The organism is Paracoccus sp. BR5-17 (assembly GCF_055693925.1).
In genome coordinates, this window is record NZ_JBVFUV010000003.1 from 2,041,680 (window position 1) to 2,067,587 (window position 25,908).

General features: G+C 67.5%; 22 protein-coding genes. 21 read left to right on the forward strand and 1 reads right to left on the reverse strand.

Annotated features, from left to right (window positions below):
* The first annotated feature begins 4 nt into the window (after positions 1-4).
* From ACZ1HC_RS11610 to ACZ1HC_RS11710, 21 genes are all read left to right on the forward strand, one after another.
* Positions 5-1,807, forward strand: coding sequence for an acyclic terpene utilization AtuA family protein (locus ACZ1HC_RS11610; RefSeq protein ID WP_472700116.1), 1,803 nt, complete (start codon positions 5-7; stop codon positions 1,805-1,807).
* A gap of 12 nt (positions 1,808-1,819) precedes the next feature.
* Positions 1,820-3,289, forward strand: coding sequence for an acetyl-CoA carboxylase biotin carboxylase subunit (locus tag ACZ1HC_RS11615; protein ID WP_472700117.1), 1,470 nt, complete (start codon positions 1,820-1,822; stop codon positions 3,287-3,289).
* Positions 3,289-3,792, forward strand: a complete 504-nt coding sequence (locus ACZ1HC_RS11620; protein ID WP_472700118.1) for an acyl-CoA carboxylase biotin carboxyl carrier protein subunit — start codon at positions 3,289-3,291, stop codon at positions 3,790-3,792. Before ACZ1HC_RS11615 ends, ACZ1HC_RS11620 begins: the two co-directional genes overlap by 1 nt.
* Before the next feature lie 2 nt (positions 3,793-3,794).
* Positions 3,795-5,402, forward strand: coding sequence for an acyl-CoA carboxylase subunit beta (locus tag ACZ1HC_RS11625; RefSeq protein ID WP_472700119.1), 1,608 nt, complete (start codon positions 3,795-3,797; stop codon positions 5,400-5,402).
* Between the two features lie 159 nt (positions 5,403-5,561).
* Positions 5,562-6,746 carry a lipid-transfer protein gene (locus ACZ1HC_RS11630; RefSeq protein WP_472700120.1) on the forward strand — a complete coding sequence of 395 codons (1,185 nt, stop codon included), beginning with the start codon at positions 5,562-5,564 and terminating at the stop codon, positions 6,744-6,746.
* 24 nt (positions 6,747-6,770) lie between these two features.
* Complete coding sequence (locus tag ACZ1HC_RS11635; protein ID WP_472700121.1) at positions 6,771-7,601, forward strand: SDR family NAD(P)-dependent oxidoreductase; 831 nt, start codon at positions 6,771-6,773, stop codon at positions 7,599-7,601.
* Positions 7,602-7,671: 70 nt separating this feature from the next.
* A complete protein-coding gene (locus ACZ1HC_RS11640; protein ID WP_472700122.1) occupies positions 7,672-9,270 on the forward strand; it encodes an acyl-CoA carboxylase subunit beta in 1,599 nt (532 codons plus the stop codon).
* Positions 9,271-9,278: 8 nt separating this feature from the next.
* Positions 9,279-10,073: a crotonase/enoyl-CoA hydratase family protein gene (locus ACZ1HC_RS11645; RefSeq protein WP_472700123.1), complete on the forward strand. Its 795-nt coding sequence runs from the start codon at positions 9,279-9,281 to the stop codon at positions 10,071-10,073.
* Entirely contained in the window at positions 10,070-12,073 is a 2,004-nt protein-coding gene (locus ACZ1HC_RS11650; protein ID WP_472700124.1) for an acetyl/propionyl/methylcrotonyl-CoA carboxylase subunit alpha, read from the forward strand. The genes ACZ1HC_RS11645 and ACZ1HC_RS11650 overlap by 4 nt, the downstream gene beginning before the upstream one ends.
* On the forward strand, positions 12,070-13,236 hold the full coding sequence (locus ACZ1HC_RS11655; protein WP_472700125.1) for an acyl-CoA dehydrogenase family protein: 1,167 nt from the start codon (positions 12,070-12,072) through the stop codon (positions 13,234-13,236). The genes ACZ1HC_RS11650 and ACZ1HC_RS11655 overlap by 4 nt, the downstream gene beginning before the upstream one ends.
* Positions 13,237-13,355: 119 nt before the next feature.
* Positions 13,356-14,600 carry a CaiB/BaiF CoA transferase family protein gene (locus ACZ1HC_RS11660; RefSeq protein WP_472700126.1) on the forward strand — a complete coding sequence of 415 codons (1,245 nt, stop codon included), beginning with the start codon at positions 13,356-13,358 and terminating at the stop codon, positions 14,598-14,600.
* Positions 14,601-14,844: 244 nt separating this feature from the next.
* Positions 14,845-15,699, forward strand: a complete 855-nt coding sequence (locus ACZ1HC_RS11665; protein ID WP_472700127.1) for an SDR family oxidoreductase — start codon at positions 14,845-14,847, stop codon at positions 15,697-15,699.
* 63 nt (positions 15,700-15,762) lie between these two features.
* On the forward strand, positions 15,763-16,545 hold the full coding sequence (locus tag ACZ1HC_RS11670) for an ABC transporter ATP-binding protein (protein ID WP_472700128.1): 783 nt from the start codon (positions 15,763-15,765) through the stop codon (positions 16,543-16,545).
* Positions 16,538-18,457, forward strand: coding sequence for an AMP-dependent synthetase/ligase (locus ACZ1HC_RS11675; protein ID WP_472700129.1), 1,920 nt, complete (start codon positions 16,538-16,540; stop codon positions 18,455-18,457). Before ACZ1HC_RS11670 ends, ACZ1HC_RS11675 begins: the two co-directional genes overlap by 8 nt.
* Positions 18,458-19,345: a branched-chain amino acid ABC transporter permease gene (locus tag ACZ1HC_RS11680; protein ID WP_472700130.1), complete on the forward strand. Its 888-nt coding sequence runs from the start codon at positions 18,458-18,460 to the stop codon at positions 19,343-19,345.
* Positions 19,346-19,348: 3 nt separating this feature from the next.
* Positions 19,349-20,422: a branched-chain amino acid ABC transporter permease gene (locus ACZ1HC_RS11685; protein WP_472700131.1), complete on the forward strand. Its 1,074-nt coding sequence runs from the start codon at positions 19,349-19,351 to the stop codon at positions 20,420-20,422.
* Positions 20,423-20,434: 12 nt separating this feature from the next.
* Positions 20,435-21,247, forward strand: a complete 813-nt coding sequence (locus ACZ1HC_RS11690) for an ABC transporter ATP-binding protein (RefSeq protein ID WP_472700132.1) — start codon at positions 20,435-20,437, stop codon at positions 21,245-21,247.
* Between the two features lie 27 nt (positions 21,248-21,274).
* Positions 21,275-22,513: an ABC transporter substrate-binding protein gene (locus ACZ1HC_RS11695; protein ID WP_472700133.1), complete on the forward strand. Its 1,239-nt coding sequence runs from the start codon at positions 21,275-21,277 to the stop codon at positions 22,511-22,513.
* Between the two features lie 84 nt (positions 22,514-22,597).
* A complete protein-coding gene (locus tag ACZ1HC_RS11700) occupies positions 22,598-23,848 on the forward strand; it encodes an ABC transporter substrate-binding protein (RefSeq protein WP_472700134.1) in 1,251 nt (416 codons plus the stop codon).
* An 82-nt stretch (positions 23,849-23,930) separates the two neighbouring features.
* Entirely contained in the window at positions 23,931-24,707 is a 777-nt protein-coding gene (locus ACZ1HC_RS11705; protein WP_472700135.1) for an enoyl-CoA hydratase/isomerase family protein, read from the forward strand.
* 11 nt (positions 24,708-24,718) lie between these two features.
* Positions 24,719-25,501 carry an enoyl-CoA hydratase/isomerase family protein gene (locus ACZ1HC_RS11710; protein ID WP_472700136.1) on the forward strand — a complete coding sequence of 261 codons (783 nt, stop codon included), beginning with the start codon at positions 24,719-24,721 and terminating at the stop codon, positions 25,499-25,501.
* 81 nt (positions 25,502-25,582) lie between these two features.
* Here ACZ1HC_RS11710 and ACZ1HC_RS11715 read toward each other — a convergent pair whose 3' ends face one another.
* Positions 25,583-25,879: a PRC-barrel domain-containing protein gene (locus tag ACZ1HC_RS11715; protein ID WP_472700137.1), complete on the reverse strand. Its 297-nt coding sequence runs from the start codon at positions 25,877-25,879 to the stop codon at positions 25,583-25,585.
* Positions 25,880-25,908: the final 29 nt, after the last annotated feature.

Genomic DNA, 25,908 nt, shown 5'->3' on the forward strand with positions numbered 1-25,908 from the left:
GATCATGTCCGAGAGAAAACTGCGCATCGGCTGCGCGTCGGGCTTCTGGGGCGACACGCCCGAGGCTGTCGGCCAGCTGGTTTCCAGGGGCCAGATCGACTATCTGGTGTTCGACTATCTGGCCGAGGTGACGATGTCGCTGATGGCGCGGGCGCGGGCCAAGACGCCCGATGCCGGGTTCGCGCCCGATTTCGTCAAGGCGCTGACGCCCTGGCTGGCGGACATCAAGCGCCAGGGGATCCGGGTGGTGGCCAATGCCGGCGGCGTGAACCCGCGCGGCTGCCGCGAGGCCCTGGCCCGGGCCGCCGAGGCGGCGGGCATCGAGGTCTCGATCGGCGTGGTGCTGGGCGACGATCTTCTGGATCAGGCCGAGGCGATCCGGGCGCGCGGCGTGACCGAGATGTTCTCGGGCGCAGCCTTCCCCGACGGGCTGATGAGCATGAACGCCTATCTGGGGGCGCGTCCCATCGCCGCGGCGCTGGATGCGGGGGCCGACATCGTGATCACCGGGCGCTGCGCCGACAGCGCGGTGGCGCTGGGCCCGCTGATGCACGAATTCGGCTGGACCGACGACGACTGGGACCGGCTCAGCCAGGGATCGCTGGCCGGGCACCTGATCGAATGCGGTCCGCAGGGAACGGGCGGCAACTTCACCGACTGGCAGGACGTGCCCGGCTGGGACGACATGGGGATGCCCATCGTCGAGGTCGCCCCGGACGGCAGCTTCGTGATGACCAAGACGCCGGACAGCGGCGGGCTGGTGGTCCCGGGGTCGGTCGCCGAACAGATGCTCTACGAGATCGGCGATCCGCGGGCCTATCTGCTGCCCGACGTGATCTGCGACTGGTCGGGCGTCACGCTGGAACAGGTCGGCCCCGACCGCGTGCTGGTCAGCGGCGGACGGGGCCTGGGGCGGACGGACAGCTACAAGGTCTCGGCCACCCATGCCGACGGCTGGCGCGCCATCACCACGCTGACGCTGGCCGCCATCGACGCGCCTGCCAAGGCCCAGCGCGTGGCCGAGGCGATCCTCAGCCGCTGCCGGCGGCTGTTCCGGGCGCGCAACCTGGGCGACTTTCGCCAGGTCAGCGTCGAGGTGCTGGGGGCCGAGGCCACCTATGGCGCCAATGCCCGCGCCCGCACCCGCGAGGTGGTGCTGAAGATCGGCGCGGTGCATGACGACCGCGCGGCGCTGGAGATCTTCGCCGGCGAGATCGCGCCGATGGCCATCTCGACCGCCCAGGGGCTGACCGGCTTCTATGCGGGGCGGCCCAAGGTGCAGCCGGTGGTGCGGCTGTTTTCCTTCCTTCAGGTCAAGGCCGAAACGCCGGTCTCGGTCGAGGTGGACGGCCGCAACGTCCCCGTGACCGTCGCCACCGAAGCGGTGCGCCTTGATCCACCGCCGGTCCAGCCCGTCGCCAGCCGCGATGCCGGCCCCGACGGGGTGCGGGTGCGCCTGGTCGATCTGGCCTGGGGCCGGTCCGGAGACAAGGGCGACATCGCCAATGTCGGCATCATCGCCCGCAAGCCCGAATACCTGCCCTACATCCGGTCCGCCCTGACCGAGGAAACCGTCAAGGCCTACTTCGCCCATGTCTGCAACGGTCCGGTCGAGCGCTTCGACCTGCCCGGCAGCCACGCGCTGAACTTCCTGCTTCACGAATCGCTGGGCGGCGGCGGCATCGCCTCGGTCCGCATCGACCCGCAGGGCAAGGGGTTCGCGCAGATGCTGCTCGACATCGAGATCCCGGTGCCCGCCGACCTGGCCGCCCGACACGGGCTGCCTGCTGCCGCGGCGCGTGCCTGAACAGGAGGAAAGATGCGTTTCACCAAGCTTCTTGTCGCGAACCGCGGCGAAATCGCGGCGCGCGTCCTGCGGACGGCCCGCGCGCGGGGGCTGGCGACGGCCGTTCTGCGCCACCCCTCGGAACAGCCGGGGCCGGCGCATCTGCTTGCCGACGAGGTGGTGGAGATCGACGGCCCCACCCCCGTCGCGGCCTATCTGGACATCGCGCAGATCGTCGATGCGGCGCGGCGGGTGGGGGCGGACGCGGTCCATCCCGGCTATGGCTTCCTGTCCGAGAACGCGGCCTTCGTGCGCGCGCTCGACGCCGCCGGGATCACCTTCGTGGGTCCCACCGCCGAGGTCATCGACCTGATGGGCGACAAGGTGCGGGCGCGGGCCTTCGTGGAACAGCGCGGCTTTCCGGTGGCGCCCTCGGCGATCGAGGACGACGACCCGGCGACCTTCGTCGATCGCGCCCGGGCGGTGGGCTATCCGCTGTTGATCAAGCCCTCGGCCGGGGGCGGCGGCAAGGGGATGCGCGTCGTGCGCGAGGACGGCCGGCTTGCCGCCGAGATCGAAACCGCGCGGCGCGAGGGCGAACGCTATTTCGGCGACGGCCGGCTGTTCGTCGAACGCTACATCGAACGGCCCCGCCACATCGAGGTGCAGGTGCTGGGCGACGGGCAGGGCAACGTGGTCCATTTCTGGGAACGCGAATGCTCGATCCAGCGCCGCTTCCAGAAGATTATCGAGGAAACCCCCTCGCCGGCGCTGTCGGCCGCGCAGCGCCAGGACATCTGCGAGACCGCCGCCGGGATCGCGCGCGCCGTCAACTATCGCGGCGCCGGCACGGTCGAGTTCATCTATGCGCAGGACGGGGCGTTCTATTTCCTGGAGATGAACACCCGCCTGCAGGTCGAACATCCGGTGACCGAGATGGTAACCGGCTTCGACCTGGTGGACCGGCAGTTGCGCATCGCCGCGGGCGAGGGGCTGGGCCTGACCCAGGCCGACATTGCGCAGACGGGCCACTCGATCGAGTTGCGCATCTGCGCCGAGGACGCGGCCGCGGACTTCCGGCCCGCGATCGGCGACATCCTGCTGCTGGACGAACCCTCGGGCGAAGGCGTGCGGGTGGACAGCGGCATCCTGGAGGGCGGCAAGGTGACGACCGACTTCGACCCGATGCTGTCCAAGCTGATCGTGCATGGCGCCGATCGTGCCCAGGCCATCGCCCGCGCGCGCCAGGCCGTGCGGAACTACGTCATCCTGGGGGTGACGACCAACACCGGCTATCTGGACGCGATCCTGGGCCATCCCGGCTTCGCCTCGGGCGATGTCTCGACGGGCTTTCTGGCCGAAGAAGCCGCGACGCTGACCGCCCGGGACGATTCGGTGGATCCGTTGCTGATGGCTGCCGCGGCGCTCTCGGACGAGAGGCTGGTGGGCGAGGTGATGCAGATCCCCGAAATGCACCGCCGAATGGGCGGGTGGAGAAACTGATGCGTCGGATATTTCAGATCGCCGGCAGGGAAACCGAATGCTGGCTTGGCCACGACGGCAGAGGTTTCATCCTGAACACCCCTGACGGCGCAATCCCCTGCCGGCTGGATCCCGCGCCCCAGCCGGGGGGCCATGTTCTTCGGACAGGGGGCGTGGCGCGCCCCGTCCGGATTGCCGTGGGGGCGGATGCGACCTTCGTGCATCTGAACGGCCGCGCCTACGAGGTCGGCCGGATCGATCCCGCCCAGCGCCTGGCCGCGCGCGACGCCGGCGCGGCCGGCGACCGCATCCTTGCGCCGATGCCGGGGGTCGTCGTCTCGGTGGCGGTGAAGCCCGGAGACGCCGTCCGGGAAGGGCAGCCGCTGCTGGTCATCGAAAGCATGAAGCTGGAGACCAGCCTGACTGCCCCGCGCGACGGGGTGGTTGCCGAGATGCCATTTGCCGCTGGTGACAGTTTCGGGCTGAAGGCCGTTCTTGCCCAGTTGGCGCCCGAGGAGGAGTGACCATGCGCCGCATCGAGAGCCAGATCGACACGAATGCCGCGGACTACAAGGCCAATTTCGCTGCCATGTCCGAACGGCTGAAGGACTTCCACGCCCGCCAGCACGCCGCCCGCCACGAACGGCCGCAGCGCGACATCGAGCGGCTGGCCCGCCAGAAGAAGCTGGGCGTGCGCGAGCGGCTGGCCCTGCTGCTGGACCCGGGCACGCCGTTCCTCGAATTCTCGACCCTGGCCGCCTGCCGCGAATACGATGGCGCGGTTCCCGGCGCCGCCGTGGTCACCGGCATCGGCATCGTGCAGGGGCGCGAGGTCGCCATCCACGCCAACGACGCCAGCGTGAAGGGCGGCGCCTGGTATCCGCACACCGTGAAGAAGATCGTCCGGCTGCTGGACGTGGCGCTGGAGAACCGCCTGCCGGTCATCCACATCTGCGACAGCGCCGGGGGCTTCCTGCCGCTGCAGCACGGCGTCTTCCCCGACCGCTACCTGGGCGGGCGCGTATTCCGCAACCAGGTCAAGCTGAGCCAGGCGAACATCCCGCAGATCGCCATCGTCGGCGGCCATTGCACGGCGGGCGGCGCCTATGTGCCGACGCTCAGCGACTACAACATCATCATCGAGGGCACCGGCGCGATCTTCCTGGGCGGACCGCCGCTGGTCAAGGCCGCCACCGGCGAGGAAGTCGGGGTGCAGGAACTGGGCGGGGCGGTCATGCACACCTCGCTCTCGGGCACCGGCGACTATCGCGCGGCGACCGAGCAGCATGCCTTTTCCCTGGCGCGCGAGATCGTCAGCCAGTGGAAGCGGATGCCCAAGACGCTGATCGAAACCGCGGCCGTCGAGGAACCCTATTACGACCCGACCGAGCTTTACGGGATCATCCCGAAAGACCGGAAGACGCAGTTCGACATGCGCGAGGTCCTGGCCCGGATCGTGGACGGATCGCGTTTTCACGAATACCAGCCCGATTACGGCACCACGCTGGTCTGCGGCTTTGCCCATATCTGGGGCTACAAGGTCGGCATCCTGGCCAACAACGGCGTGCTGTTCAACGACAGCTCGCTGAAGGCAGCGCATTTCATGCAGCTCTGCAACCAGAACCGCACCCCGCTGGTGTTCTTCCAGAACATCACCGGCTACATGGTCGGGCGCGAATACGAGGAACGCGGCATCGCCAAGGACGGCGCCAAGATGCTGATGGCGCAGGGCGGATCGGTGGTGCCCAAGTTCACGGTGATCGCCAACGCCTCCTACGGGGCGGGCAATTACGGCATGTGCGGGCGGGCCTGGGACGCGCGCACGCTGTTCATGTGGCCGCAGGCGGAAATCGGCGTCATGGGCGCCGACCAGGCCGCCAACACCATGGCCGACGTGAAGATCCGCCAGCTTCAGCGCGAGGGCCGGGAACTGACGGCCGAGGAAATCGCCGCCATCCGCGAGCCGGTGCTGGAAAAGTACCGCCGCGATGTCGAGGCCTATACCTCGACCTCGGAACTGTGGGACGACGGCATCCTGGACCCGGCCGACACGCGCAACGCCCTGGGCATGTCGATCTCTGCCTCGCTGAACGCGCCGATCGAGGATCCGCATTACGGGATATTCCGGCTGTGACGCCCCACGGGGCGGCGATGACCGCGGCGCCCGGGGATCAGGGCGGCACCGTCGTGTCGGTTGACAGCCTGTCGCGCCGCGCTGCAAAATCTAACAAGTGATAGAAAAAGGCCGCGCGGCGATTCGCGCGGCCCGGCTTCCGCGGATGGGGAGACTGCGATGACCGACAAGGCTTATGTAACCGGCGTGGGCATGGTCCCCTTCCAGAAGCCGGGCAAGTCCGACAGCTATGACGTGATGGCGGCGGCGGCGACCCGCGCCGCGCTTGCCGATGCGGGGCTTGGCTATGACAGGATCCAGCAGGCCTATGTCGGCTATGTCTATGGCGACAGCACTTGCGGGCAACGCGCGCTCTATCAGGTGGGGATGACGGGGATCCCGATCGTCAACGTGAACAACAACTGCTCGACCGGATCCTCGGCGCTGTTCCTGGCCCGTCAGGCCGTGGCCAGCGGCGCGGTGGACTGCGCCCTGGCCCTGGGCTTCGAACAGATGCAGCCGGGCGCGATCGGCGCGATGTTTCACGACCGCGTCAGCCCCTTCGCGGCCTTCGACGAGGAAACCGACGAGCTGGTGGGCAACGGAGAGATTCCGCTGGCGCTGCGCTATTTCGGCGGCGCCGGCAAGGCGCATATGGAGGAGTTCGGCACCACGCTGGAGACCTTTGCCAAGATCCGCGCCAAGGCCAGCCGCCACGCGGCCCGGAACCCCGTCGCCCTGTTCCGCCAGGAAGTCACCCCCGAGGAGGTTTTGGCCGCGCCGGTGATGTGGCCGGGCGTGATGACCCGGCTGATGGCCTGCCCGCCCACCTGCGGCGCGGCGGCGGCCATCGTCTGTTCCAAGGAGTTCGCCGACCGGCACGGGCTGGACAGTTCGGTGCGGATCGCGGCGCAGGCCATGACCACCGACGGCCCGGAAACCTTCGGCGCCCACGACATGCGCGAGGTGGTCGGCTTCTCGATGGCCAAGCGCGCCGCCGACCACGTCTATGAGGCGGCGGGCATCGGCCCCGAAGACGTGGACGTGATCGAACTGCACGACTGCTTCGCCCATAACGAACTGATCACCTACGAGGCGCTTGGCCTCTGCGGGCGGGGCGAGGCCGCGCGGTTCGTCGATGACGGCGACAACACCTATGGCGGCAAATACGTCACCAACCCATCGGGGGGGCTGCTGTCCAAGGGCCATCCGCTGGGCGCGACCGGGCTGGCGCAATGCACCGAACTGGTCCAGCAGCTGCGCGGCCAGGCCGAGGCGCGTCAGGTCGAGGGCGCGCGCGTGGCGCTTCAGCACAACCTGGGCCTGGGCGGCGCCTGCGTCACGACCCTGTATGAAAAAGTCTGACGGACGGGCAGGGGGCAAGACAGCATGACCGGAAAACTTGACGGGCGGGTGGCGCTCGTGTCCGGCTCGGGCCGGGGCATCGGGCGGGAAATCGCGTTGAAGCTGGCCTCGGAAGGGGCGCGGCTGGTGGTCAACGACCTGGACGCCGACCCGGCCAACGACACCGCCGAGGCGATCCGCGCCGCCGGGGGCGAGGCCGTGGTCTGCGCCGGCAGCGTGACCGGCGACGGTTTCGCCGAACGCTTCATCGCAACCGCCGTGGACAGCTTCGGCGGGCTGGACATCATCGTGAACAACGCCGGCTATACCTGGGACAGCGTCGTTCAGAAGATGACCGACGAACAGTGGCAGGCGATCATCGACGTCCATCTGACCGCGCCCTTCCGCATCCTGCGCGCGGCCCAGCCGGTCATCAGCGCTAGGGCCCGCGAGGAAGCCGCCGCCGGGCGCGAGGTGTTCCGCAAGGTGGTCAACATCTCGTCCATCGCCGGCACCGGGGGCAATGCCGGGCAGATCAACTATTCCGCCGCAAAGGCCGGGATCCTGGGCGTGACCCGGACCATGGCGAAGGAATGGGGCCGCTACAAGGTCAACGTGAACGCCGTGGCCTTCGGCCCGATCCGCACGCGCCTGACCGAAGGCAGCGCGGCCGGCGACAGCACGATCAAGGTCGAGGACCGCGAGATCAAGGTCGGCGTGAACCCCGACCTTCTGTCGCAGATGGAACGGATGATCCCGCTGGGCCGGGTCGGCACCCCGCAAGAGGCAGCGGGCGCGGTCTATCTGTTCTGCTCGCCCGAATCGAACTTCATCTCGGGCCAGTACATCATCTGCGGCGGCGGGTTCACGATCTGACCCGGGCCGGGTCTGCCCGCCCGCGCGGGGATGTTCCTTGACGCCATTCTTCACCGACGGGGGCTGACAGATGTCGCGACTTGAAACGGCGGTCCCGACCGGATCCGAGGTCTTCGCCCGCAACCGCGAGGCGCAGGCCGCGCGGGTCGAGACCCTGCGCCGCCGGCTGGCCGAGGCCACGGTCGGCGGGCGGGCCGACATGGTGGCCCGGCACCGGGCACGGGGCAAGCTGCTGGTGCGGGACCGCATCGACCTGCTGGTGGATCCGGGCACCGCCTTCCTGGAACTGTCGTCGCTGGCGGCCTATGGCCAGTATGGCGGCGAGGTGCCCGGCGCCGGGATCGTGACCGGCATCGGCATCGTCCACGGCCTGCCCTGCATGGTGATCGCCAATGACGCCACCGTGAAGGGGGGCTCGTTTTATCATGAGACCGTCCAGAAGCACATCCGCGCCCAGGAGATCGCGGCCGAGAACCGGATGCCCTGCCTCTATCTGGTGGATTGCGGCGGCGCCTATCTGCCCGAACAGGACCGGGTCTTTCCGGACGCGCGCCATTTCGGCAACTCCTTCTTCCGTCAGACCAACATGTCGGCCAGCGGGCTGCCGCAGATCTCGGCGGTGTTCGGCGGCTGCACGGCGGGCGGGGCCTATATCCCCGCCCTGTCGGACGAGGTCATCATGGTCCGCGGCAACGCCCGCATCCATCTGGGCGGGCCGTCGATCGTCAAGGTGGCCATCAACGAGGAGGTCGACGGCGAAACCCTGGGCGGGGCCGAGATGCACAGCCGCGTCTCGGGGGTGTCGGACCATCTGGCCCTGGACGAATACCACGCCCTGGCGCTGATGCGCGACATCGTGGCCGATCTGGGCCTGTCGCGCCCGATGGCGCCCAATGCGCCCGCCGCGCCGCCGGACCGCGATCCCGCGGAACTGCTGGGCGTGGTCAGCGCCGACCGCAAGCAGCCCTACGACATGCGCGAGGTGCTGCTGCGGATCATCGACGCCGGGGAGTTCCGCGAATTCAAGCCCGCCTGGGGCGAGACGCTGGTCTGCGGCACCGCCCGCATCCACGGCTATCGCGTCGGCATCCTGGCCAACAACGGCGCGCTTCTGTCGGACAGTTCGCTGAAGGGCGCGCAGTTCGTGTCGATGTGCGATCAGCGCAACATCCCGCTGCTGTTCCTGCACAACATCTCGGGCTTCATGGTCGGCACCGAGGCCGAGCGCGGCGGCATCGCCAAGAACAGCGCCAAGCTGGTCTATGCGATGTCGGTGGCCAAGGTGCCGCGCCTGTCGGTGCTGCTGGGCGGATCCTATGGCGCGGGCAATTACGGCATGTGCGGGCGCGGCTTCGCGCCGCGCTTCCTGTTCGCCTGGCCGACGGCTGAACTGGCTACCATGTCGGCCGACATCGCCACCAACGTGATGCTGGAACTGCGCCGCCAGAAGGGCGGCGATCCCGACCGGATGCAGGCCGACCTGGCGCGGATCGAGGCCGAGGTGCGCGCCCAGTATGGCGAACAGTCCGATCCCTATTACGCCACCTCGCGGCTGTGGGATGACGGGCTGATCGAACCCGGCCAGACCCGCGACATCCTGGGGCTGTGCCTGTCGATCGTGACCTCGGTGCCCGATGCGGGGCGCCACACCCCTGTCTTCAGAATGTGAGGGCTGCCATGACCCCGACCTACCAGACGATCCTTGTCCAGACCGATCCGCGCGGCGTCGCCACGGTCACGCTGAACCGCCCCGACAAGCACAACGCCCTGAACGGCGACCTGATCGCCGAACTGACCGATGCCGCCGATCGGCTGGCCTCGGACCCGGCGGTGCGCATCGTCATCCTGACCGGCAGCGGCAAGAGCTTCTGCGCGGGCGGCGACTTCAACTGGTTCGCCTCGAACATCGACAAGACCCGCGGCGAACGGGTCGAACAGAGCGCCACCCTGGCGCGGCTGCTGCGGCGGCTGGACACGCTGCCCAAGCCGCTGATCGGCCGCATCAACGGGCCAGCCTATGGCGGCGGGGTCGGCATGATCTCGGTCTGCGACTATACCATCGGCGCCGAGGGCGTGCGCTTCGGTCTGACCGAGGTCAGGCTGGGCCTGCTGCCCGCCAACATCTCGCCCTATGTGGTCGCCCGGATCGGCAAGGTCCATTCGCGCGAAACCATGCTGTCGGGGGCGCTTTTCGACTGCGCGCGCGCCGAACGGATCGGCCTTCTGACCGAGGTCGTGGCGCCCGCCGATCTGGACGCCGCGGTGGAGCGGGTGGTCCACGACCACCTTCAGGCCGCCCCTGGCGCGGTGGCCGATACCAAGGCGCTGATCGCCTATGTGGCGGGACATGATCTGGCCACCAACATGGTCTATACCGCCGACCGGCTGGCCGATGCCTGGGAGACCCCGGAAGGGGTCGAGGGGATCAACAGCTTCATCAACAAGGGCGTCCCGTCGTGGCGGGTGGAATGACCTTCACCCGCGTCCTGATCGCCAACCGCGGCGAGATCGCCCGCCGCATCCAGCGCGCCTGCCGCAAGCTGGGCCTGGAAAGCGTCGCGGTCTTTTCGGAAGCCGACCGCGATGCCCCCTTCGTGGCCGAGGCCGATCACGCCGTGGCCATCGGCGGGGCCGCGCCCTCGGACAGCTATCTGAACGTGGCCGCGATCCTTGCGGCGGCGCAGGCGACGGGCGCCGGCGCGGTCCATCCCGGCTATGGCTTCCTGTCCGAAAACGCCGACTTCGCCGCCGCGGTCGAGGCGGCGGGGCTGGTCTTCATCGGCCCGGACCCCCGGGCGATCGCGCGCATGGGCTCGAAGATCGCGGCCAAGGCCGCGGCCGAGGCCGCCGGCGTGCCGGTGCTGCCCGGCTATCGCGGCGAGGATCAGTCCGACGACCGCCTGCTGGACGAGGCGCGCGCGCTTGGCGTGCCGTTCCTGGTCAAGGCCAGCGCCGGCGGCGGCGGGCGCGGGATGCGCCTCGTGACCGATCTGGCGGATGCTGCCGAAGCGATCTCCTCGGCCCGGTCCGAGGCGAGGGGCGCGTTCGGCGACGGCACCGTGTTTCTGGAACGCTATGCGCCGCGCGCCCGCCACATCGAGGTGCAGGTGCTGGGCGACAGCCATGGCACCGTGCTGCATCTGGGCGACCGCGACTGCTCGCTGCAACGCAACCACCAGAAGCTGATCGAGGAGGCCCCGGCCCCCGACCTGCCCGACGCGCTGCGCGACGACATGCGCGACGCCGCCGTGCGCCTGTCGCGGGCCATCGGCTATCGGTCTGCCGGGACGGTGGAATATCTTTATGACGCGGCGCGTCAGGAATACTATTTCCTGGAGATGAACACCCGCCTTCAGGTCGAACATCCCGTCACCGAGGCCGTCACCGGCATCGACCTGGTGGAATGGCAACTGCGCATCGCTCGGGGCGAGCCGCTGTCCTTCGCGCAATCCGACCTGCGCTTCGATGGCCACGCCATCGAAATCCGCATCGCCGCCGAAAACCCCGCCCAGAACTTCCGTCCCGAAACCGGCCGCATCACGCTGTGGTCGCCGCCGGCCGGGCCGCGGCTGGATAGCGGAGTCGAGGCGGGCTCGGTGGTGGGGCACCATTACGATTCCATGCTGGCCAAGCTGATCGTCCATGCGCCCGACCGGGCCGGCGCGATCCGCCAGGCCATCGCCGCCATTGACGCCTTCGCCGTGGGCGGCGTGACGGTGAACCTGGCCTATCAACGCGCTCTGCTGAGCCATCCCGACTTCCAGGCGCCGCGCCACCACACCGCAAGCCTGCCCGAGATGTTCCCGGACGGCTGGGCCGAACCGGTTCCCACGGCGCAGGACATGGCTCTGGCCGCCATCGCGCTGCACCTGCATCTTGCGCCGGCCCCGGTCACACCCTGGCAGGCCCTTGGCGGCTGGCGGATGACCGAGGCCGCCGGGCGTCCGGGCTCGGCCTCGTATTGGGGTGCGGACGACGACGGGCCGATCCGGGTCCTCGGCACCCCGGCCCGACTTGCGGCATCCGCAGAGGGCGGCGACGGCGTGGTGCTGGAGGCTGCGGCCCTGCGGGACGGCGCTTTGACGGGGCGGCTGGACGGCGTGCCGCTGCGGCGGCTTGCCCAGGTGGAACGCGCCCGCGACCACTGGCGGGTGCATCTTCAGACGGCGGCGGGCATGGCGCGGATCGTGCTGCGCGGCCTTGCGGACCGGCACCTGGACCGGGCCTCGGCGGCCGGATCCGGATCGGATCTTCTGGTGGCGCCGATGCCGGGCGCCGTGGCCGAGATTCGGGTGGCGCCGGGCGACAGGGTCGCGGCGGGCGAAACCCTGGTCGTGCTGGAGGCGATGAAGCTTCTGCAAAGCCTGCCGGCGCCGATCGCCGGCACGGTGGCCGAAATCTATTGCGCCCCGGGCGACACGGTTGCCGGGAACGCCCCTCTCATCAAACTTGCTCCGGAGGAAAAGCCATGACGAAACAGGAAGCCATCAGCGCGGCCGACGGCCCGTTCGACGAGGATCTGGGGATGATCCGGGCGCAACTGCGCCGTTTCATCGAAACCGAGGTGACGGCCAGGGCCGATGCCTGGGAAAGGGACGGCATGGTGCCGCGCGACGTGCTGCGCCGGATGGGTGATCTGGGCGTGCTGGGGATGCGCTATGACCCGCAATATGGCGGCGCGGGCCTGGACGTGATGGCCAGCGTGGTCCTGGCCGAGGAAGTCGGCCGTTCGACCTTCGGCGGCTTCTCGGCGACCGTCCTGGTCCATACCGACATGGCCTCGCCGCATCTGGAACACGCCGGGACGCCGGAACAGAAGGCCCGCTGGATGCGCGCGATCACCTCGGGTGAAAAGATCTCGGCCGTCGCGGTCACCGAACCGGGGGCGGGTTCGGACGTGGCGGGAATGCGCACCCGCGCCGTGCGCGACGGGTCGGACTGGGTGCTGAACGGCACCAAGATGTTCATCACCAACGGCGTGCATGGCGACATCTATTTCGTCGGCGCCAAGACCGATCCGGACGCCAAGGGGTCGCGCGGCATCACCATGTTCGTGGTCGAAAAGGGCACGCCGGGCTTTTCGGTGGGCCGGGCGCTGAACAAGACCGGCTGGCTGTGTTCCGACACCGCCGAACTGGTGTTCGAGGATGTCCGCGTCCCGGCGGAAAACGTCCTGGGTGACGTCAACCGGGGCTTCTATTCGGTGATGAAGAACTTCCAGAACGAACGCATCGTCCTGGGCGCGATGGCCTGCGCCGAGGCGCAGACCGCCCTGGACATGACGGTGGACTACGTCAAGCAGCGCAAGGCCTTCGGGGGCGTCCTGTGGGACAAGCAGGCGATCCGCCAGCGGCTGGCGGACTGCCAGACCCGGATCGAGGCGGGACGCCAGCTTGTCTATCACGCCGCCCGCCTGGACGCGGCCGGGCGTGACTGCGTGAAAGAGGTCTCGATGGTCAAGGCCTATTGCGGCGAGCTGGTGAACAGCGTGCTTTACGACTGCGTGCAATTCCACGGCGGCATGGGCTACATGCGCGAGACGCCGGTGGAACGCATGTCCCGCGATGCCCGGGTCCAGGCCATTGGCGGCGGCGCGACCGAGGTCATGCTGGAAGAGGTCGCCAAGCGCATGTGACCGCGCAGCCTGTCCCGTGGGACCGCCTGCCGCGCCTGCCCGGGCCGTGCGGTTTCATCCTGCCCCGGCCATGGGGCGGGTTCCGGACGGGGCGCTTGAAAATCTAACGGTTGTTAGATATGGCTTGGTGGCATTGCACGGGGGGTGGCAGGGTGCGGGAACCGCTGGAAGGCTTGCGCGTGATCGAACTGGGGCACGTGATCGCGGGGCCGCTGTCGGCCACGCTGATGGCGGATTTCGGCGCCGAGGTCATCAAGATCGAATCGCCGGGCCGCACGGACATGGTGCGCGACCTGGGCCCCAAGGCCGATGACGGCGTAGGGACCTGGTGGAAGACCCTGGCGCGGAACAAGAAAATCATCAGCCTCGACTGGAAGAGAGGAGAGGGCCGCGACGTCCTGCGCCGGCTTGTCGAACGCGCCGACGTGCTGATCGAGAACTTCCGCCCCTGCGTGCTTGAACGCGCAGGCGCCGGGCCGGAACAGCTTCACGAATGGAACCCCGATCTCGTGATCCTGCGGATTTCAGGCTATGGGCAGGACGGTCCCCTGCGCGAGAAGCCTGCCTTTGGCCGCGCCGCCGAGGCGATGAGCGGTCTGGCCCACCTGACCGGCTTTCCCGACGGGCCGCCGATGCATCCCGGCTTTCCGGCGGCCGACACGACCACCGGCCTGATGGGGGCCTTCGGGATCATGGTCGCACTGTTTGCGCGCGAAAGAGGTCTGGCGCGCGGGCAGGTGATCGACCTGGCGGTGTTCGAGGCCCTGCTGAGGTTGATGGACTACCCGGTGCCGGCGCTGACCGGCGCCAGGCTGTCGCCCCGGCGCAACGGTCTGCGGCAGCCGCTGGATTTCGTTCCGGGGGGCGTGTTCCGCACCATCGACGGGGTCTGGCTGACGGTTTCGGCCGGCAGCGCGGAAACGGCGCGCCGCCTGTTGCGGGCGGTCGGCGGCGATGCCCTGGCCGAGGATCCGCGCTTTGCCACCCTGGGACAGATGTCGCAGCACATGCCGGTGGTGTTCGACGCCATCAACGACTTCGTCACCGCCCGCACATTGGCCGAGGTCGAGGCCGAGTTCGCCCGGCACGACGCGGTGGCGGCACGGGTTCTCAGCATCGAGGACATCATGGCCGACGACCAGATCCGCCATCGCGGGGACATCGTTTCCGTCGAGGGCGAGGAAACCAGGGTCATCGCGCCGATCCCCCGCCTGAGCGCCACGCCCGGACAGGTCCGCTGGCTGGGGCGGGCGCCCGGGTCGGACACCCGGGCGGTTCTTCGCGAACTTGGGCTGGACGACGCGGCGATCTCTGCCCTGCGCAAGGCGGGGCTTGTGGAACTTGGGGGCGAGGAAGGCGGCTGACCTGCCCGGCGCCGCCGTCGGGTCTCGGCGGGCTGGACGCCGGCCCATGCAGGGCAGGGGCGGCGGCTTCTTGGCACGGATCTCTCGCGCCACGGGATCAGGGGGCGCCATATCTACCGAAAAATAAAAGATTTTTCCTGCGTGCGTCCGGGGTTAACGGTGCCAGGAATAAGTCTTGAAACGTTTTCTAACGTGCGTTAGATTGCCGCAAACACCCCGAATGGGGAACAGGGAGGGGAGCGTCATGAGTAAGGCGCAGTTCGGCGCGTCGCGAGATGAGCTTGCATCGCGACCGACGGTTTATGCAAGCGACTTGTTCTCGGGCAAGACGGTTATCGTCACGGGCGCCGGTGGCGGGCTTGGGCTGGCCATCGCGACGCTGTTCGCCCGGCTGGGGGCCAACCTGGCCATCAACGGCCGCAACGAGGAGAAGCTTGCCTCGGCCGCCGACTTCCTGCGCAGCTTCGGGGGCAGGGTTCTGGCGCAGACCATGTCGATCCGCGACCTGGATCAGGTGACCGGCTTCGTCCAGGCCGTGAACCGGGAATTCGGCGCCATCGACGTTCTGGTGAACAATGCCGGGGGGCAGTTTCCCCAGGCGGCCCTGGATTTTTCCGCCAAGGGCTGGAACGCGGTCATCGACACCAATCTCAACGGCACCTGGTGGATGATGCAGACCGCGGCGCGCCACTGGGTCGAACAGGGGCAGCCGGGGGCGATCGTGAACATCGTCGCCGACATCTGGCGCGGGATGCCGGGCATTGCCCATACCTGCGCTGCCCGCGCTGGGGTCATCTACCTGTCGAAGACGGTCGCGGTGGAATGGGCGCCGCACCGCATCCGGGTGAATTGCGTGGCGCCGGGCTGCTGCGAAAGCAACGGCTTTCACAACTACCCCGAGGAGGGGGCGGCGACGTTCCAGGATTCGAACCCGATGCGCCATGCGGGCGACGAATGGGACGTGGCCGAAGGGGTCGTCTACATGGCGGCCGGATCAGGCAAGTTCGTGACCGGAGAGGTCCTGAACATCGACGGGGGTCAGCAGCTGTGGGGCGATCCGTGGCCCACGGGCAGGCCCGACTATTTCAGGATTTCGTGACAGCAGGACAGCCAGGTGGGGGGCAACGGGGACTGGATGAAGACGCAGGGAAAATCATCAAGCGTGCGGTTCGGTGAGGAGCCGATACTCGAGTGTCGCGGGATCGAGCGGCGCTTCGGCGGCATCGTCGCCGTAACGGGCGTGGACATCGAGATCCTGCCGGGCGAGATCTTCGGCCTTGTCGGGCCCAACGGCAGCGGCAAGACCACGCTGACCAACGCGATCACCGGGTTCTATCCGCCCAACAAGGGAACCGTGCGGCTGTCGGGCAAGGACATCACCGGCACCGCGCCGCACAAGGTCGCCAAGCTGGGGGTCGCCCGGACGTTCCAGAACCTCGCCCTGTTCAACGGCATGAGCGTGCTGGACAACATCCTGCTGGGGCGGCACATCCACATGAACCCCGGCGTGTTGCAGACGGCCTTCTACTGGTGGGCCGCCCGGCGCGAGGAGATCGCCAACCGCGTCGTGGTCGAGGAAGTGATCGACTTCCTGCAGCTCGAGAGCATCCGCAACGAACCGGTGGACGGGCTTCCGATCGGCCTGAAGAAGCGGGTCGAACTGGCCCGCGCCCTGGTGGCCGAACCGCAGATGCTGATCCTGGACGAGCCGATGGCCGGCATGAACCAGGAGGAAAAGGGCTACATGTCCCGCTTCATCCTGGACGCGCGGGCCGAACGCGGCATCAGCGTCCTGCTGATCGAACACCACATGGATGTCATCATCGGCATCTGCGACCGGATGCTGGCGCTGAACTATGGCGAGATGATCGCCAGCGGCATTCCGCGGGACGTGGTCAAGGATCCTCGGGTGATCGAGGCATATATCGGAGGGTCGCATGGCTGACGGAACACCACTTCAGTTTTCCGGTGCCGACACGATGGGCGCCCTGCTGGCGCGGAACGCATCCACCCACGGGTCCGAGATCGCGATGCGCGAGAAGGAGCGGGGGATCTGGAAGGAAACCACCTGGGCGCAATACGCCGACGAGGTGGTGGCCTGCGCCGCCGGGCTCGAGACGATCGGCGTCACCCGGGGCAAGGCCGTGCTGATCCTGGGCGACAACCGGGCGCGCCTTTATGGCGGGATGCTGGCCTCGTCCCTGCTGGGGGCCTATGCGATGCCGGCCTATCCGGGGGCCACGCTGGAGGAGCTTCAGCATTTCCTGGGCGAGGTCGAGATCGTCGCGGCGATCGCCGAAGACCAGGAACAGGTGGACAAGATCCTCGAGCTGCGCGAGGCGGGCGCCAGGGGCATCACCCACATCGTCTATGACGAGGAGCGGGGCCTGGGCTTCTACGAGGCCGAGGGCCTGATGTCCTGGGAACACCTGACCGAAGTCGGCCGGCGCAGGGTGGCCGAGGATCCGAGCCTGCGCGATGACCTGCTGGGCCGGACCCGGCCGGAAGATCCGGCGATCTTCCTGCATTCCTCGGGAACGACGGGCAAGCCCAAGGGCATCGTCCTGAGCCAGAGGAACGTGCTGGCCGCGGCCCGCAACGGCCATGCCGCCGGCGCCTTCGGCGAGGGCGAGGAGATTCTGGCCTATCTGCCGATGGCCTGGGTGGGCGACTATGCCATCTCGGTCGCGGCCGCGCTGCTGCTGCGCTTTACCGTCAGCGTGCCCGAGCGGCAGGAGACGGTGGTGCGCGACATGCGCGAGATCGCCCCGACCTTCTATCTGGCCGCGCCCCGAAGCTGGGACCAGATGCTGACGACAATCCAGGTGGGCATCGAGAACTCGACCTGGCTGAAGAAGAAGCTGTACCACTTCTTCATGGACCGGGCCATCGCCGCCGAGACGCGCAAGCTGAACGGCCAGGGCGGCGGCGCCCTGGAGCCGCTGGGCCGGCTGCTGGGCGAGGCGATCATCTTCGGTCCGATCAAGGACCAGTTCGGCATGAGCCGCCTGCGCAACGCCTTTACCGGCGGCGAGGCCATCGGCGAGGACACCTTCGTGTTCTACCGCGCCCTGGGGATCAAGCTGCGCCAGTTCTATGGCCAGACCGAGAACAGCGCCATCAACGCGGTGCAGGCCCCCGGAGAGGTTCGGCTTCACACGGTGGGCAAGCCGGTGCCGGGGGTCGAGGTGAGGATCGCCGACGACGGCGAGATCCTGGTCCGGTCGGACAGCGTGTTCGGCGGCTATTTCGGCAAGCCCGAGGCGACGGCGGAATCCCTGCGCGACGGCTGGCTGCACACCGGCGACGCCGGCTATCTCGAGGAGGACGGGCATCTGGTGGTGCTGGGCCGCGTGTCCGAGGTGATGTACACGGCCGGGGGCGAACGCTACGTGCCCAACTACATCGAAAACCGCCTGAAGTTCAGCCCCTACATCAAGGATGCCGCGGTGATCGGCGCGGGCCGCAACGAATTGACGGCGATGGTCTGCGTGGACTTCGAATCGGTGGGGCACTGGGCCGAGGTGCACGGCGTTCCCTATGTTTCCTACGCGGATCTGTCGCAGCGCAAGGAAGTGGCCACGTTGCTGCGCGAGGCCTTCCTGCGGGTCAACAAGGCCTTGACGCAGCCGCTGCAACTGAAGCGGTTCGTCAGCCTGCCCAAGGAGTTCGACCCCGACGACGGCGAAATCACCCGTACGCGCAAGCTGCGCCGCAAGGTCGTCGAGGAACGCTATGCGGATGTGATCGCCGCGCTCTATGACGGGGCGCGGGAAGTCCATGTCAGCGCGAAGGTCACCTACGAGACCGGCGAAACAGGGAGGGTCGACAGAACCCTTCCCATCAGGGAGGTGTGAATGGACCCGATTTTTCTGGCAGAACTTGCCATCAACGGGGCCCTGACGGGTCTGCTGTATTCGCTGTTCGCGATCGGCCTGGTGCTGATCTACAAGGCCTCGTCGGTGCCCAATCTTGCGCAGGGCGGCCTGACCATGCTGGGCGCCTACGTGGTGCTGGCCCTGGCCCGCGATGCCGGGATGCCGCTGTGGCTGGCCATCCCGCTGGCCGCCGTCATCATGTTCTGCCTGGGCTTCGGGATTGAGCGCGTGGCGCTGCGCCGCCTTGCCGGTCGTCCCATCGTGATGATCCTGATGCTGACGCTGGGGCTGGACATCTTCCTGCGCGGCACGACGCTGGCGATCTGGGGCGGGACGGCGCGCTCGATGGAACTGGGCGTCAGCTACGAGCCGCTGTTTCTGGGCGACATCTTCCTCAGCCGCATCCACCTGGTCGGGGCGGGGGTCGCCCTGGCGCTGTTCGCCGCCTTCATGATCTTCTTCCGCAGCCGGACCGGCATCAAGCTTCGCGCCATCGCCGACGACTACATGGCGTCCTGGTCGGTCGGCATCTCGGTCGAGCGAGGGGTGGGCCTGTCCTGGGCCCTGGCCTCGGTGGTCGCGGTCGCCGCAGGCGTGATCTGGGGCGAAATCCAGGGCGTGGATCAGTCGCTGTCGCTTCTGCTTCTCAAGGGCCTTACGGTCGCGGTGCTGGGCGGCCTGGACAGCATCCTGGGGGCCATCATCGCCGGCATCATCCTGGGCATCATCGAGAACGTGGGCGCGGATTTCCTCGACCCGCTGGTGGGCGGCGGCAGCCGCGACCTGATCGTTGCTGCCGTCCTCATCCTTACGGTCATGATCCGTCCACACGGGCTGTTCGGCCGCCACGACATCGAAAGGGTCTGAACCATGTTCTACCGGCTTTCCGGTGTCCATCACACCGATTACGTCTCCGACAGCCGCATCTACAAGGTGCCGGCCGACCGGAACCTGGCGGTGTTCTTCCTGCTGCTCGGGCTGGTGGCGCCGTTCATCGTCCCGTCGCTCTATCTCAACAGCTACATGCTGCCCTGGCTGATCTGGACATCGGCGGCACTGGGGCTGAACCTGGTGACCGGCTGGGCCGGACAGCTTCATCTGGGCTATGCGGCGGTGATGGCCGTGGGGGCCTATTCGGCCATCCACGCCGCCCGGTTCGGCATCCCCTGGGAATTCGCGCTGATCATCGGCGGGCTGGCCGCGGCGGTCATCGGCAGCCTGTTTGCCTTCGCGGCGCTGCGGGTGAAGGGTCTCTACCTGGCGCTGACCACCCTTGCGATGCAGTTCGTGATGGACTGGGTGCTGACGCACGTCCCGGCCATCTCGGGCGGTTCGCACGCTTCGCTGCAGTCGCCGCCCCTGGCGCTGCTGGGGCAGCAGATCACCTCGGACGCGGGCTACTATTACGTCGCCTTCGGATGGTGCGTGCTGGTGACGATCTTCATGCTGAACCTCAAGCGGACCGGCCTGGGCCGCGCTCTGGTGGCGGTGCGCGAAAAGGACTACGCGGCCGCGATCCTTGGCGTGAACAGCTTCTACTACAAGATCCTGGCCTTCGCGACGTCGTCCTTCATCGCCGGGATCAGCGGGGCGCTGCTGGTGGCGACGTTCTTCTTCCTGGCCGCGCCCGAGCAGTTCTCGGTGAACGTCTCGATCCAGGTGCTGGCCATGGTGATCGTGGGCGGCCTGGCCAGCATCATCGGATCCTATTTCGGGGTCGCGCTGATCCTGCTGGTGCCCGGACTCGTGAACGGGCTGTTCGCCTCGGCCAGCCAGTCGCTGGGCGTGCAGATCGATGTCGAGATGCTCGCCCATATCCCGAACGCTGTCTATGGCGCGCTGATCGTCATCATCCTGCTGATCGAGCCGATGGGGCTGGGCAAGCTTTACGGCAATGTCCGGGACTACCTGATGATCTGGCCGTTCGACCAGATGCGCAAATAGGAAGACACGCCGATGCAACAGAACACCGATGCACAGCCGATCCTGTCCATGAACAGCGTCGAGGTGCTTTACGACAACGTGATGCTGGCGATCAAGGGCGTCTCGGTTAAGGTACCGCAGGGAGAGATGATCGCCCTGCTGGGGTCAAACGGCGCCGGAAAGAGCACCACCCTGAAGGCGATCAGCGGTCTCTTGAAGTCCGAGCGCGGGCGCGTCAGCCGTGGCGAGATCAGGTTCGAGGGGACAGAGATCACCCACATGCTTGCGCAGAAGCGGGTAGAGATGGGGATCTGTCACGTCATCGAGGGACGCCGGGTCTTCGAACATCTGACCCCGGACGAGAACCTGACCGCGGCCGCGCCCAAGGGCATGTCGAAGGCGACGCTGAATGCGGAAAAGGACCGGATCTACGCCTATTTCCCCCGGCTTGCCGAACGGAAGAATTCGCAGGCCGGCTACATGTCGGGGGGCGAACAGCAGATGCTGGCCATCGGCCGGGCGCTTGTGACGCAGCCAAGGCTCTTGATGCTGGACGAGCCGAGCCTGGGTCTGGCGCCGTTCCTGGTCGAGGAAATCTTCGGCATCATCAAGAAGATCAACGTCGAGCAGGGGCTGTCGGTCCTTCTGGTCGAACAGAACGCCCTGGCCGCGCTTGAAATCGTCTCGGAGGGCTATCTGATCGAGAACGGCCGCGTCGTCATGCACGGCACGGCGCAGGCGCTGAAGGCCAACTCCGACATCCAGGAGTTCTACCTGGGCGGCGGCGAGGGCACGGACTTCCACAACGTCAAGCACTACAGCCGCCGGAAGCGGTGGCTGAGCTAGCGCCGGTCGGCAACAGGGGAGGAAAGGATGAACAGACTGAACGCGATCGTGGCGGGGCTGACCGTCGCAAGCGGATTGATGGTGGGATCGCTGGCCGCGGCAGAGCCGTTCAAGGTCGGCGTCTGCTATGACCTCAGCAAGGCCTATACCTTCGCCACGCCACAGGTCAGCCAGGCGGCCCAGGATCTGGCCAAGCTGATCAACATGCGCGGCGGCATCGGCGGCGAGCCGGTCGAGGTCATCATCCGCGACCACGGCAACGAGCCGCAGCGCGGGATCGAATGCTACACCAGGCTCAGCCGCGACGGGGTGTTCGTCTTCGACACCCTGTCCACGCCGGTGTCCCTGGCGATCCTGCCCCGCGCGATGCAGGACCAGAAGATCCTGATGCAGTCGCTGGTTGGACGGGGCGACGCGGTGGACGGCACCGTGTTCGAGTGGGTCTATCCGGCCGGACCGACCTACTGGGGGCAGGCGGCGAACGACATCGCCTACATCAAGGATCTGCACGACGGCGATCTGTCCGGCGTCAAGGTGGGGTTTGTCTATTTCGACTACCCCTTCGGCCAGGAGCCGATCGAGATCCTCCAGACCCTGGCGGAAAAGGAGGGCTTCGAACTGCTGCTCTATCCCGTGCCGCTGCCGGGCAGCGATCAGGCGGGGGTGTGGTCCAAGGTACGTCGCGACAACCCCGACCACGTGATGTCCTGGATGCTGGGCGGCGCCCATGTCGTCGCCTCGAAGGAAATGGCCCGCAACCGCATCCCGATGGAGAAGTACATCTCGGTCAACTGGCTGAACGAGGTGGACATCGCCAACATGGGCGCGGACGTGGCCATCGGCCTCAAGCGCGGCACCAACGTCGTGGGTGGCTTGGACGTGCCGCTGCGCCAGGAGATCATCACGGAACTTTACGACCAGGGGCAGGGATCGGGTCCGCTGGAGAACACCGAGGACGTTTTCTACAACACCGGCCTTGCCATGTATTCGATCATCTTCGAGGCCGCGCGCAAGGCCGTCGAACTCGAGGGGCAGCCCATCACGCCCCAGTCCTTCAAGGCCGGTCTTGAATCGCTCAAGGACTATGATGCCAATGGTCTGATGGCCCCCATCACGCTGACGGCCGAGGATCATGGCGGCGGCGGCAAGACGCGGATCGAGATGTGGGACGGCCAGACCTGGGTTCCGCAGACCGACTGGCTTGCGGCCTATAGCGACGTTGTCTGGGAGGTGGTCAGGGAAAATTCGGCGAAATACGGGCAGTAAGCTGCCCCGGGAGAGGCTTGGACGTAAACCGCGTGCGAGGCATCTGGAAAACCCGCACATGGATCGACATCAGGGAGTGAGAACATGAGAACAAGACACTATGTCAAGGCGGCCGCCATTGCGGGCGCGTTGATATTGGGCGCGACAGGGGCCTGGGCGCAGGATCAGGAGCCGATCCGGTTCGGCCTCTGCTTCGACCTCAGCAAGTCCTATACGTTCATCTCGCCGCAGGTGGCCCAGGCCGCCCAGGACCTGGCGATGTACACCAACGAAAACGGCGGCATCGAGGGGCATCCGGTCGAGATCATCGTCCGCGACCACGGCAACGAGCCGCAGCGCGGCGTGGAATGCTACGAACAGTTGAAGCGTGAAGGCGTATTCATCTTCAACTTCCTGTCCACGCCGGTGACGAACGCGGTGCTGCCCCGCGCGATGAGCGACGGCAACATCCTGATGCAGTCCTTCGTAGGCCGGGGCGATGCCGTGGACGGCACCGTGTTCGAATGGGTGTTCCCGGTCGGGCCGACCTACTGGCAGCAGGCAGCCAACGACGTCGCCTTCATCAAGGAGCAGATGGGCGGCGATCTGAGCGGGGCGAAGATCGGTTTCATCTATCTGGATTACCCCTTCGGCCAGGAGCCGATCGAGATCCTCGAGACGCTGGCCGAGAAAGAGGGCTTCGAGCTGGAGCTGTATCCGGTGGCGCTGCCGGGCACCGACCAGTCCGGCGCCTGGAGCAGCATCCGCCGCGATCAGCCCGACTACGTGATCAGCTGGCTGCTGGCCGGCGGACACGTCGTGGCTGCAAGAGAGATGCGCCGCAACCGGTTCCCGATCGACCGCTACCTGGCCGTCAACTGGCTGAACGAGGTGGACATCAACAACATCGGCGCCGAGGAGGCCAAGGGCATCCTTCGCGGGACCAACGTCGCCGGCGGGCAAGAGGTGCCCATCATCAAGACCATGCTGGACACCTACTATGCCAACGGCAAGGGCAGCGGTCCCGAGAGTCTGGTGCGCGACGTGTACTACAACACCGGCATCGCGATCTATTCGACCGCTTTCGAGGCGGCGCGCCAGGCGATCGCCGAGAACGGCTGGCCGCTGACCCCGGAAAGCATGAAGGCCGGGTTTGAATCCCTGAAGGACTTCGACGCCAACGGCGTCATGGCGCCCGTAACCGTCACCGCCGACGATCACGGTGGCGGCGGCAAGACCCGCATCGAGCAGTGGAACGGCGAGACCTGGGTTCCGCTGACCGACTGGAGCGCCGACTATCTCGACGTGGTGTGGGAAGTCATCAAGGAAAGCTCGTCCAAGTTCACGGTCGAGTAAGCGAACGGTCCCCCGCGCCCATCGCGGCGCGGGGGATGTCACCGGAACGTGCGGCATCACCAGGAATCAGGACAGGCAGGACATGAACCCGATCGACGTGAAGATCGAGGACGGCATCGCGACCGTCAGCATCAACCGGCCCGAGCGGAAGAACGCGCTGTCGGTGGCCGCGACCAACGGTCTGACCGAGGCCTGGGAACGGATCGAGGCCGATGACGGCATTCGCGTGGCGATCCTCACCTCGGCCGATTGCGGGGTCTTCTGCGCGGGGCTAGACCTGAAGGAAGCCAGCGAGATCGCCCGCAACGAGGGCGTGGACATCCTGTCCAAGATGCGCGACCCGTTCCACGAAACGATGCGCGCCTGCAGGAAACCGATCATTGCGGCGATGACCGGTTCCCTGATGGCGGGCGGCATGATGCTGAGCCTGAACAGCGATCTGCGGGTCGGTCTGAAGGGCACGAAGGTCGGCATCACCGAGGTCAAGATTGGGCGCGGCTCGCCCTGGGCGGCGCCGGCGCTGTCCATGCTGCCGCAGCCGATCCTGATGGAGATCGTCCTGACCGGCGACCTGATGCCGATCGAACGCCTGCATCAATACGGCTTCACCAATTACCTCGAAGATACGCCGGATGCGGTCCGGGCGCGGGCGCGGGATCTGGCGGTTCGCATCGCCAGCGGCGCGCCGCTGTCGGTGGTTGCCGCCAAGGCAAGCGTCCGGGCGACCATGGATCTGGGCTGCGCCCGGGGCCTCGAGGAAGGCAAGCGGCTGCACGAGGTCGTCTATGCCAGCAACGACGCCATCGAAGGCCCACGGGCCTTCGCCGAAAAGCGCGCGCCGGTCTGGACCGGAACCTGAAGGAGACGGAGATGAGCGAACGGATGCGTCTGGACCGCGATGGTCCCATCGGCATTCTGCGCTTCCTGCAGCCCGGCAAGCGCAACCCCTACAGCATCCCCTTTGTCGAGGATCTGGTGGCCCATCTGCGCCAGGCCGAGCAGGACGAGTCGATCCGCGCGGTCATCATGACGGGGGGCGAGCATTTCTGCAGCGGCGGCGATCTGGTGGGCTTTCAGGCCGAGGTTGCCAAGGGCGCGCGGGCCACGTCCGAGATGGTCGACCGGGTACATGACGGCGGCCGCGCGGCCTATCTGTTCCGCAAGCCCTTGATCGCCGCGGTCTGCGGCGTGGCCTTCGGGGCGGGCCTCAGCCTGGCGCTGTCCGCCGACATCGTCGTGGCCGCCGAGGATGCGCGGCTCTGCGAGGTCTTCGCGCGGGTCGGCGGCTGCCCCGACACCGGGTCAAGCTGGCTGTTGCAGCAGCGCGCGGGTGCAGGCGTAGCGCGGATGCTGGTGCTGACCGGCCGCGAGATCGACGGCCGCAGCGCGAAGGACCTGCGCGTGGTCGAGGAATGCGTGCCGGCCGATCAGGTCGAGCCCCGCGCCCTGGAGATCGCCCGCGAGATCGCCGCCCACCCTGCCTTCGGCGTGCAGACCTCCAAGCGGCTGATGCGCGCGGCGGCCGAGTGCAGCTATCTCGAGGCGCTCGAGATGGAGCGGGACGCGCAAAGCGTGCTGCTGTGCGCCCACGACTTCCCCGAGGCCATGAAGGCCTTTTCGGAAAAGCGCAAACCCCGGTTCAAGGACTGCTGAGCCACCAGCGGGCCGGTTCGAACCCCCGGGGTCGCCGGCGGCACCGGAAAGCGGCGGCGGCAAGGCCGCCGCCTTTACCGGTCAGTCGCGATGTTCGGGCAGGGCCTTCAGATCCTCCTTGGACCAGCGCGACACGCCGTGAACGACGCCGTCACCGTCCCGCATCAGATCCAGATCCGTGGCGGGGACAAGCACCGGCTTCGAGCCGATGCCCAGAAAGCCGCCCACGTCGATCACCACCCGCGCGCTGCCGCCCGAGCCGTGGACGTGGGAGATGGTGCCCACCGTGTCGCCGCCCGGGCCATAGATTGTGGCGCCGGTCAGCACCGCGTCGGTCAGTTCGTCCGGCAGAAGCCGGGGATGCTCGGAATGATCCATCTCTGTCCTCCTTGAGCATTGGTCATGGC

Excerpts from the sequence above, each read along its gene's own strand:
- ACZ1HC_RS11650 (WP_472700124.1), top strand. The coding sequence starts at position 10,070 with ATGACCTTCACCCGCGTCCTGATCGCCAACCGCGGCGAGATCGCCCGC.
- ACZ1HC_RS11715 (WP_472700137.1), bottom strand. The coding sequence starts at position 25,879 with ATGGATCATTCCGAGCATCCCCGGCTTCTGCCGGACGAACTGACCGAC.
- ACZ1HC_RS11685 (WP_472700131.1), top strand. The coding sequence starts at position 19,349 with ATGTTCTACCGGCTTTCCGGTGTCCATCACACCGATTACGTCTCCGAC.
- ACZ1HC_RS11700 (WP_472700134.1), top strand. The coding sequence starts at position 22,598 with ATGAGAACAAGACACTATGTCAAGGCGGCCGCCATTGCGGGCGCGTTG.
- ACZ1HC_RS11630 (WP_472700120.1), top strand. The coding sequence starts at position 5,562 with ATGACCGACAAGGCTTATGTAACCGGCGTGGGCATGGTCCCCTTCCAG.
- ACZ1HC_RS11615 (WP_472700117.1), top strand. The coding sequence starts at position 1,820 with ATGCGTTTCACCAAGCTTCTTGTCGCGAACCGCGGCGAAATCGCGGCG.
- ACZ1HC_RS11705 (WP_472700135.1), top strand. The coding sequence starts at position 23,931 with ATGAACCCGATCGACGTGAAGATCGAGGACGGCATCGCGACCGTCAGC.
- ACZ1HC_RS11710 (WP_472700136.1), top strand. The coding sequence starts at position 24,719 with ATGAGCGAACGGATGCGTCTGGACCGCGATGGTCCCATCGGCATTCTG.
- ACZ1HC_RS11665 (WP_472700127.1), top strand. The coding sequence starts at position 14,845 with ATGAGTAAGGCGCAGTTCGGCGCGTCGCGAGATGAGCTTGCATCGCGA.
- ACZ1HC_RS11645 (WP_472700123.1), top strand. The coding sequence starts at position 9,279 with ATGACCCCGACCTACCAGACGATCCTTGTCCAGACCGATCCGCGCGGC.
- ACZ1HC_RS11675 (WP_472700129.1), top strand. The coding sequence starts at position 16,538 with ATGGCTGACGGAACACCACTTCAGTTTTCCGGTGCCGACACGATGGGC.
- ACZ1HC_RS11620 (WP_472700118.1), top strand. The coding sequence starts at position 3,289 with ATGCGTCGGATATTTCAGATCGCCGGCAGGGAAACCGAATGCTGGCTT.
- ACZ1HC_RS11680 (WP_472700130.1), top strand. The coding sequence starts at position 18,458 with ATGGACCCGATTTTTCTGGCAGAACTTGCCATCAACGGGGCCCTGACG.
- ACZ1HC_RS11690 (WP_472700132.1), top strand. The coding sequence starts at position 20,435 with ATGCAACAGAACACCGATGCACAGCCGATCCTGTCCATGAACAGCGTC.
- ACZ1HC_RS11695 (WP_472700133.1), top strand. The coding sequence starts at position 21,275 with ATGAACAGACTGAACGCGATCGTGGCGGGGCTGACCGTCGCAAGCGGA.
- ACZ1HC_RS11655 (WP_472700125.1), top strand. The coding sequence starts at position 12,070 with ATGACGAAACAGGAAGCCATCAGCGCGGCCGACGGCCCGTTCGACGAG.
- ACZ1HC_RS11660 (WP_472700126.1), top strand. The coding sequence starts at position 13,356 with ATGGCTTGGTGGCATTGCACGGGGGGTGGCAGGGTGCGGGAACCGCTG.
- ACZ1HC_RS11635 (WP_472700121.1), top strand. The coding sequence starts at position 6,771 with ATGACCGGAAAACTTGACGGGCGGGTGGCGCTCGTGTCCGGCTCGGGC.
- ACZ1HC_RS11610 (WP_472700116.1), top strand. The coding sequence starts at position 5 with ATGTCCGAGAGAAAACTGCGCATCGGCTGCGCGTCGGGCTTCTGGGGC.
- ACZ1HC_RS11640 (WP_472700122.1), top strand. The coding sequence starts at position 7,672 with ATGTCGCGACTTGAAACGGCGGTCCCGACCGGATCCGAGGTCTTCGCC.
- ACZ1HC_RS11625 (WP_472700119.1), top strand. The coding sequence starts at position 3,795 with ATGCGCCGCATCGAGAGCCAGATCGACACGAATGCCGCGGACTACAAG.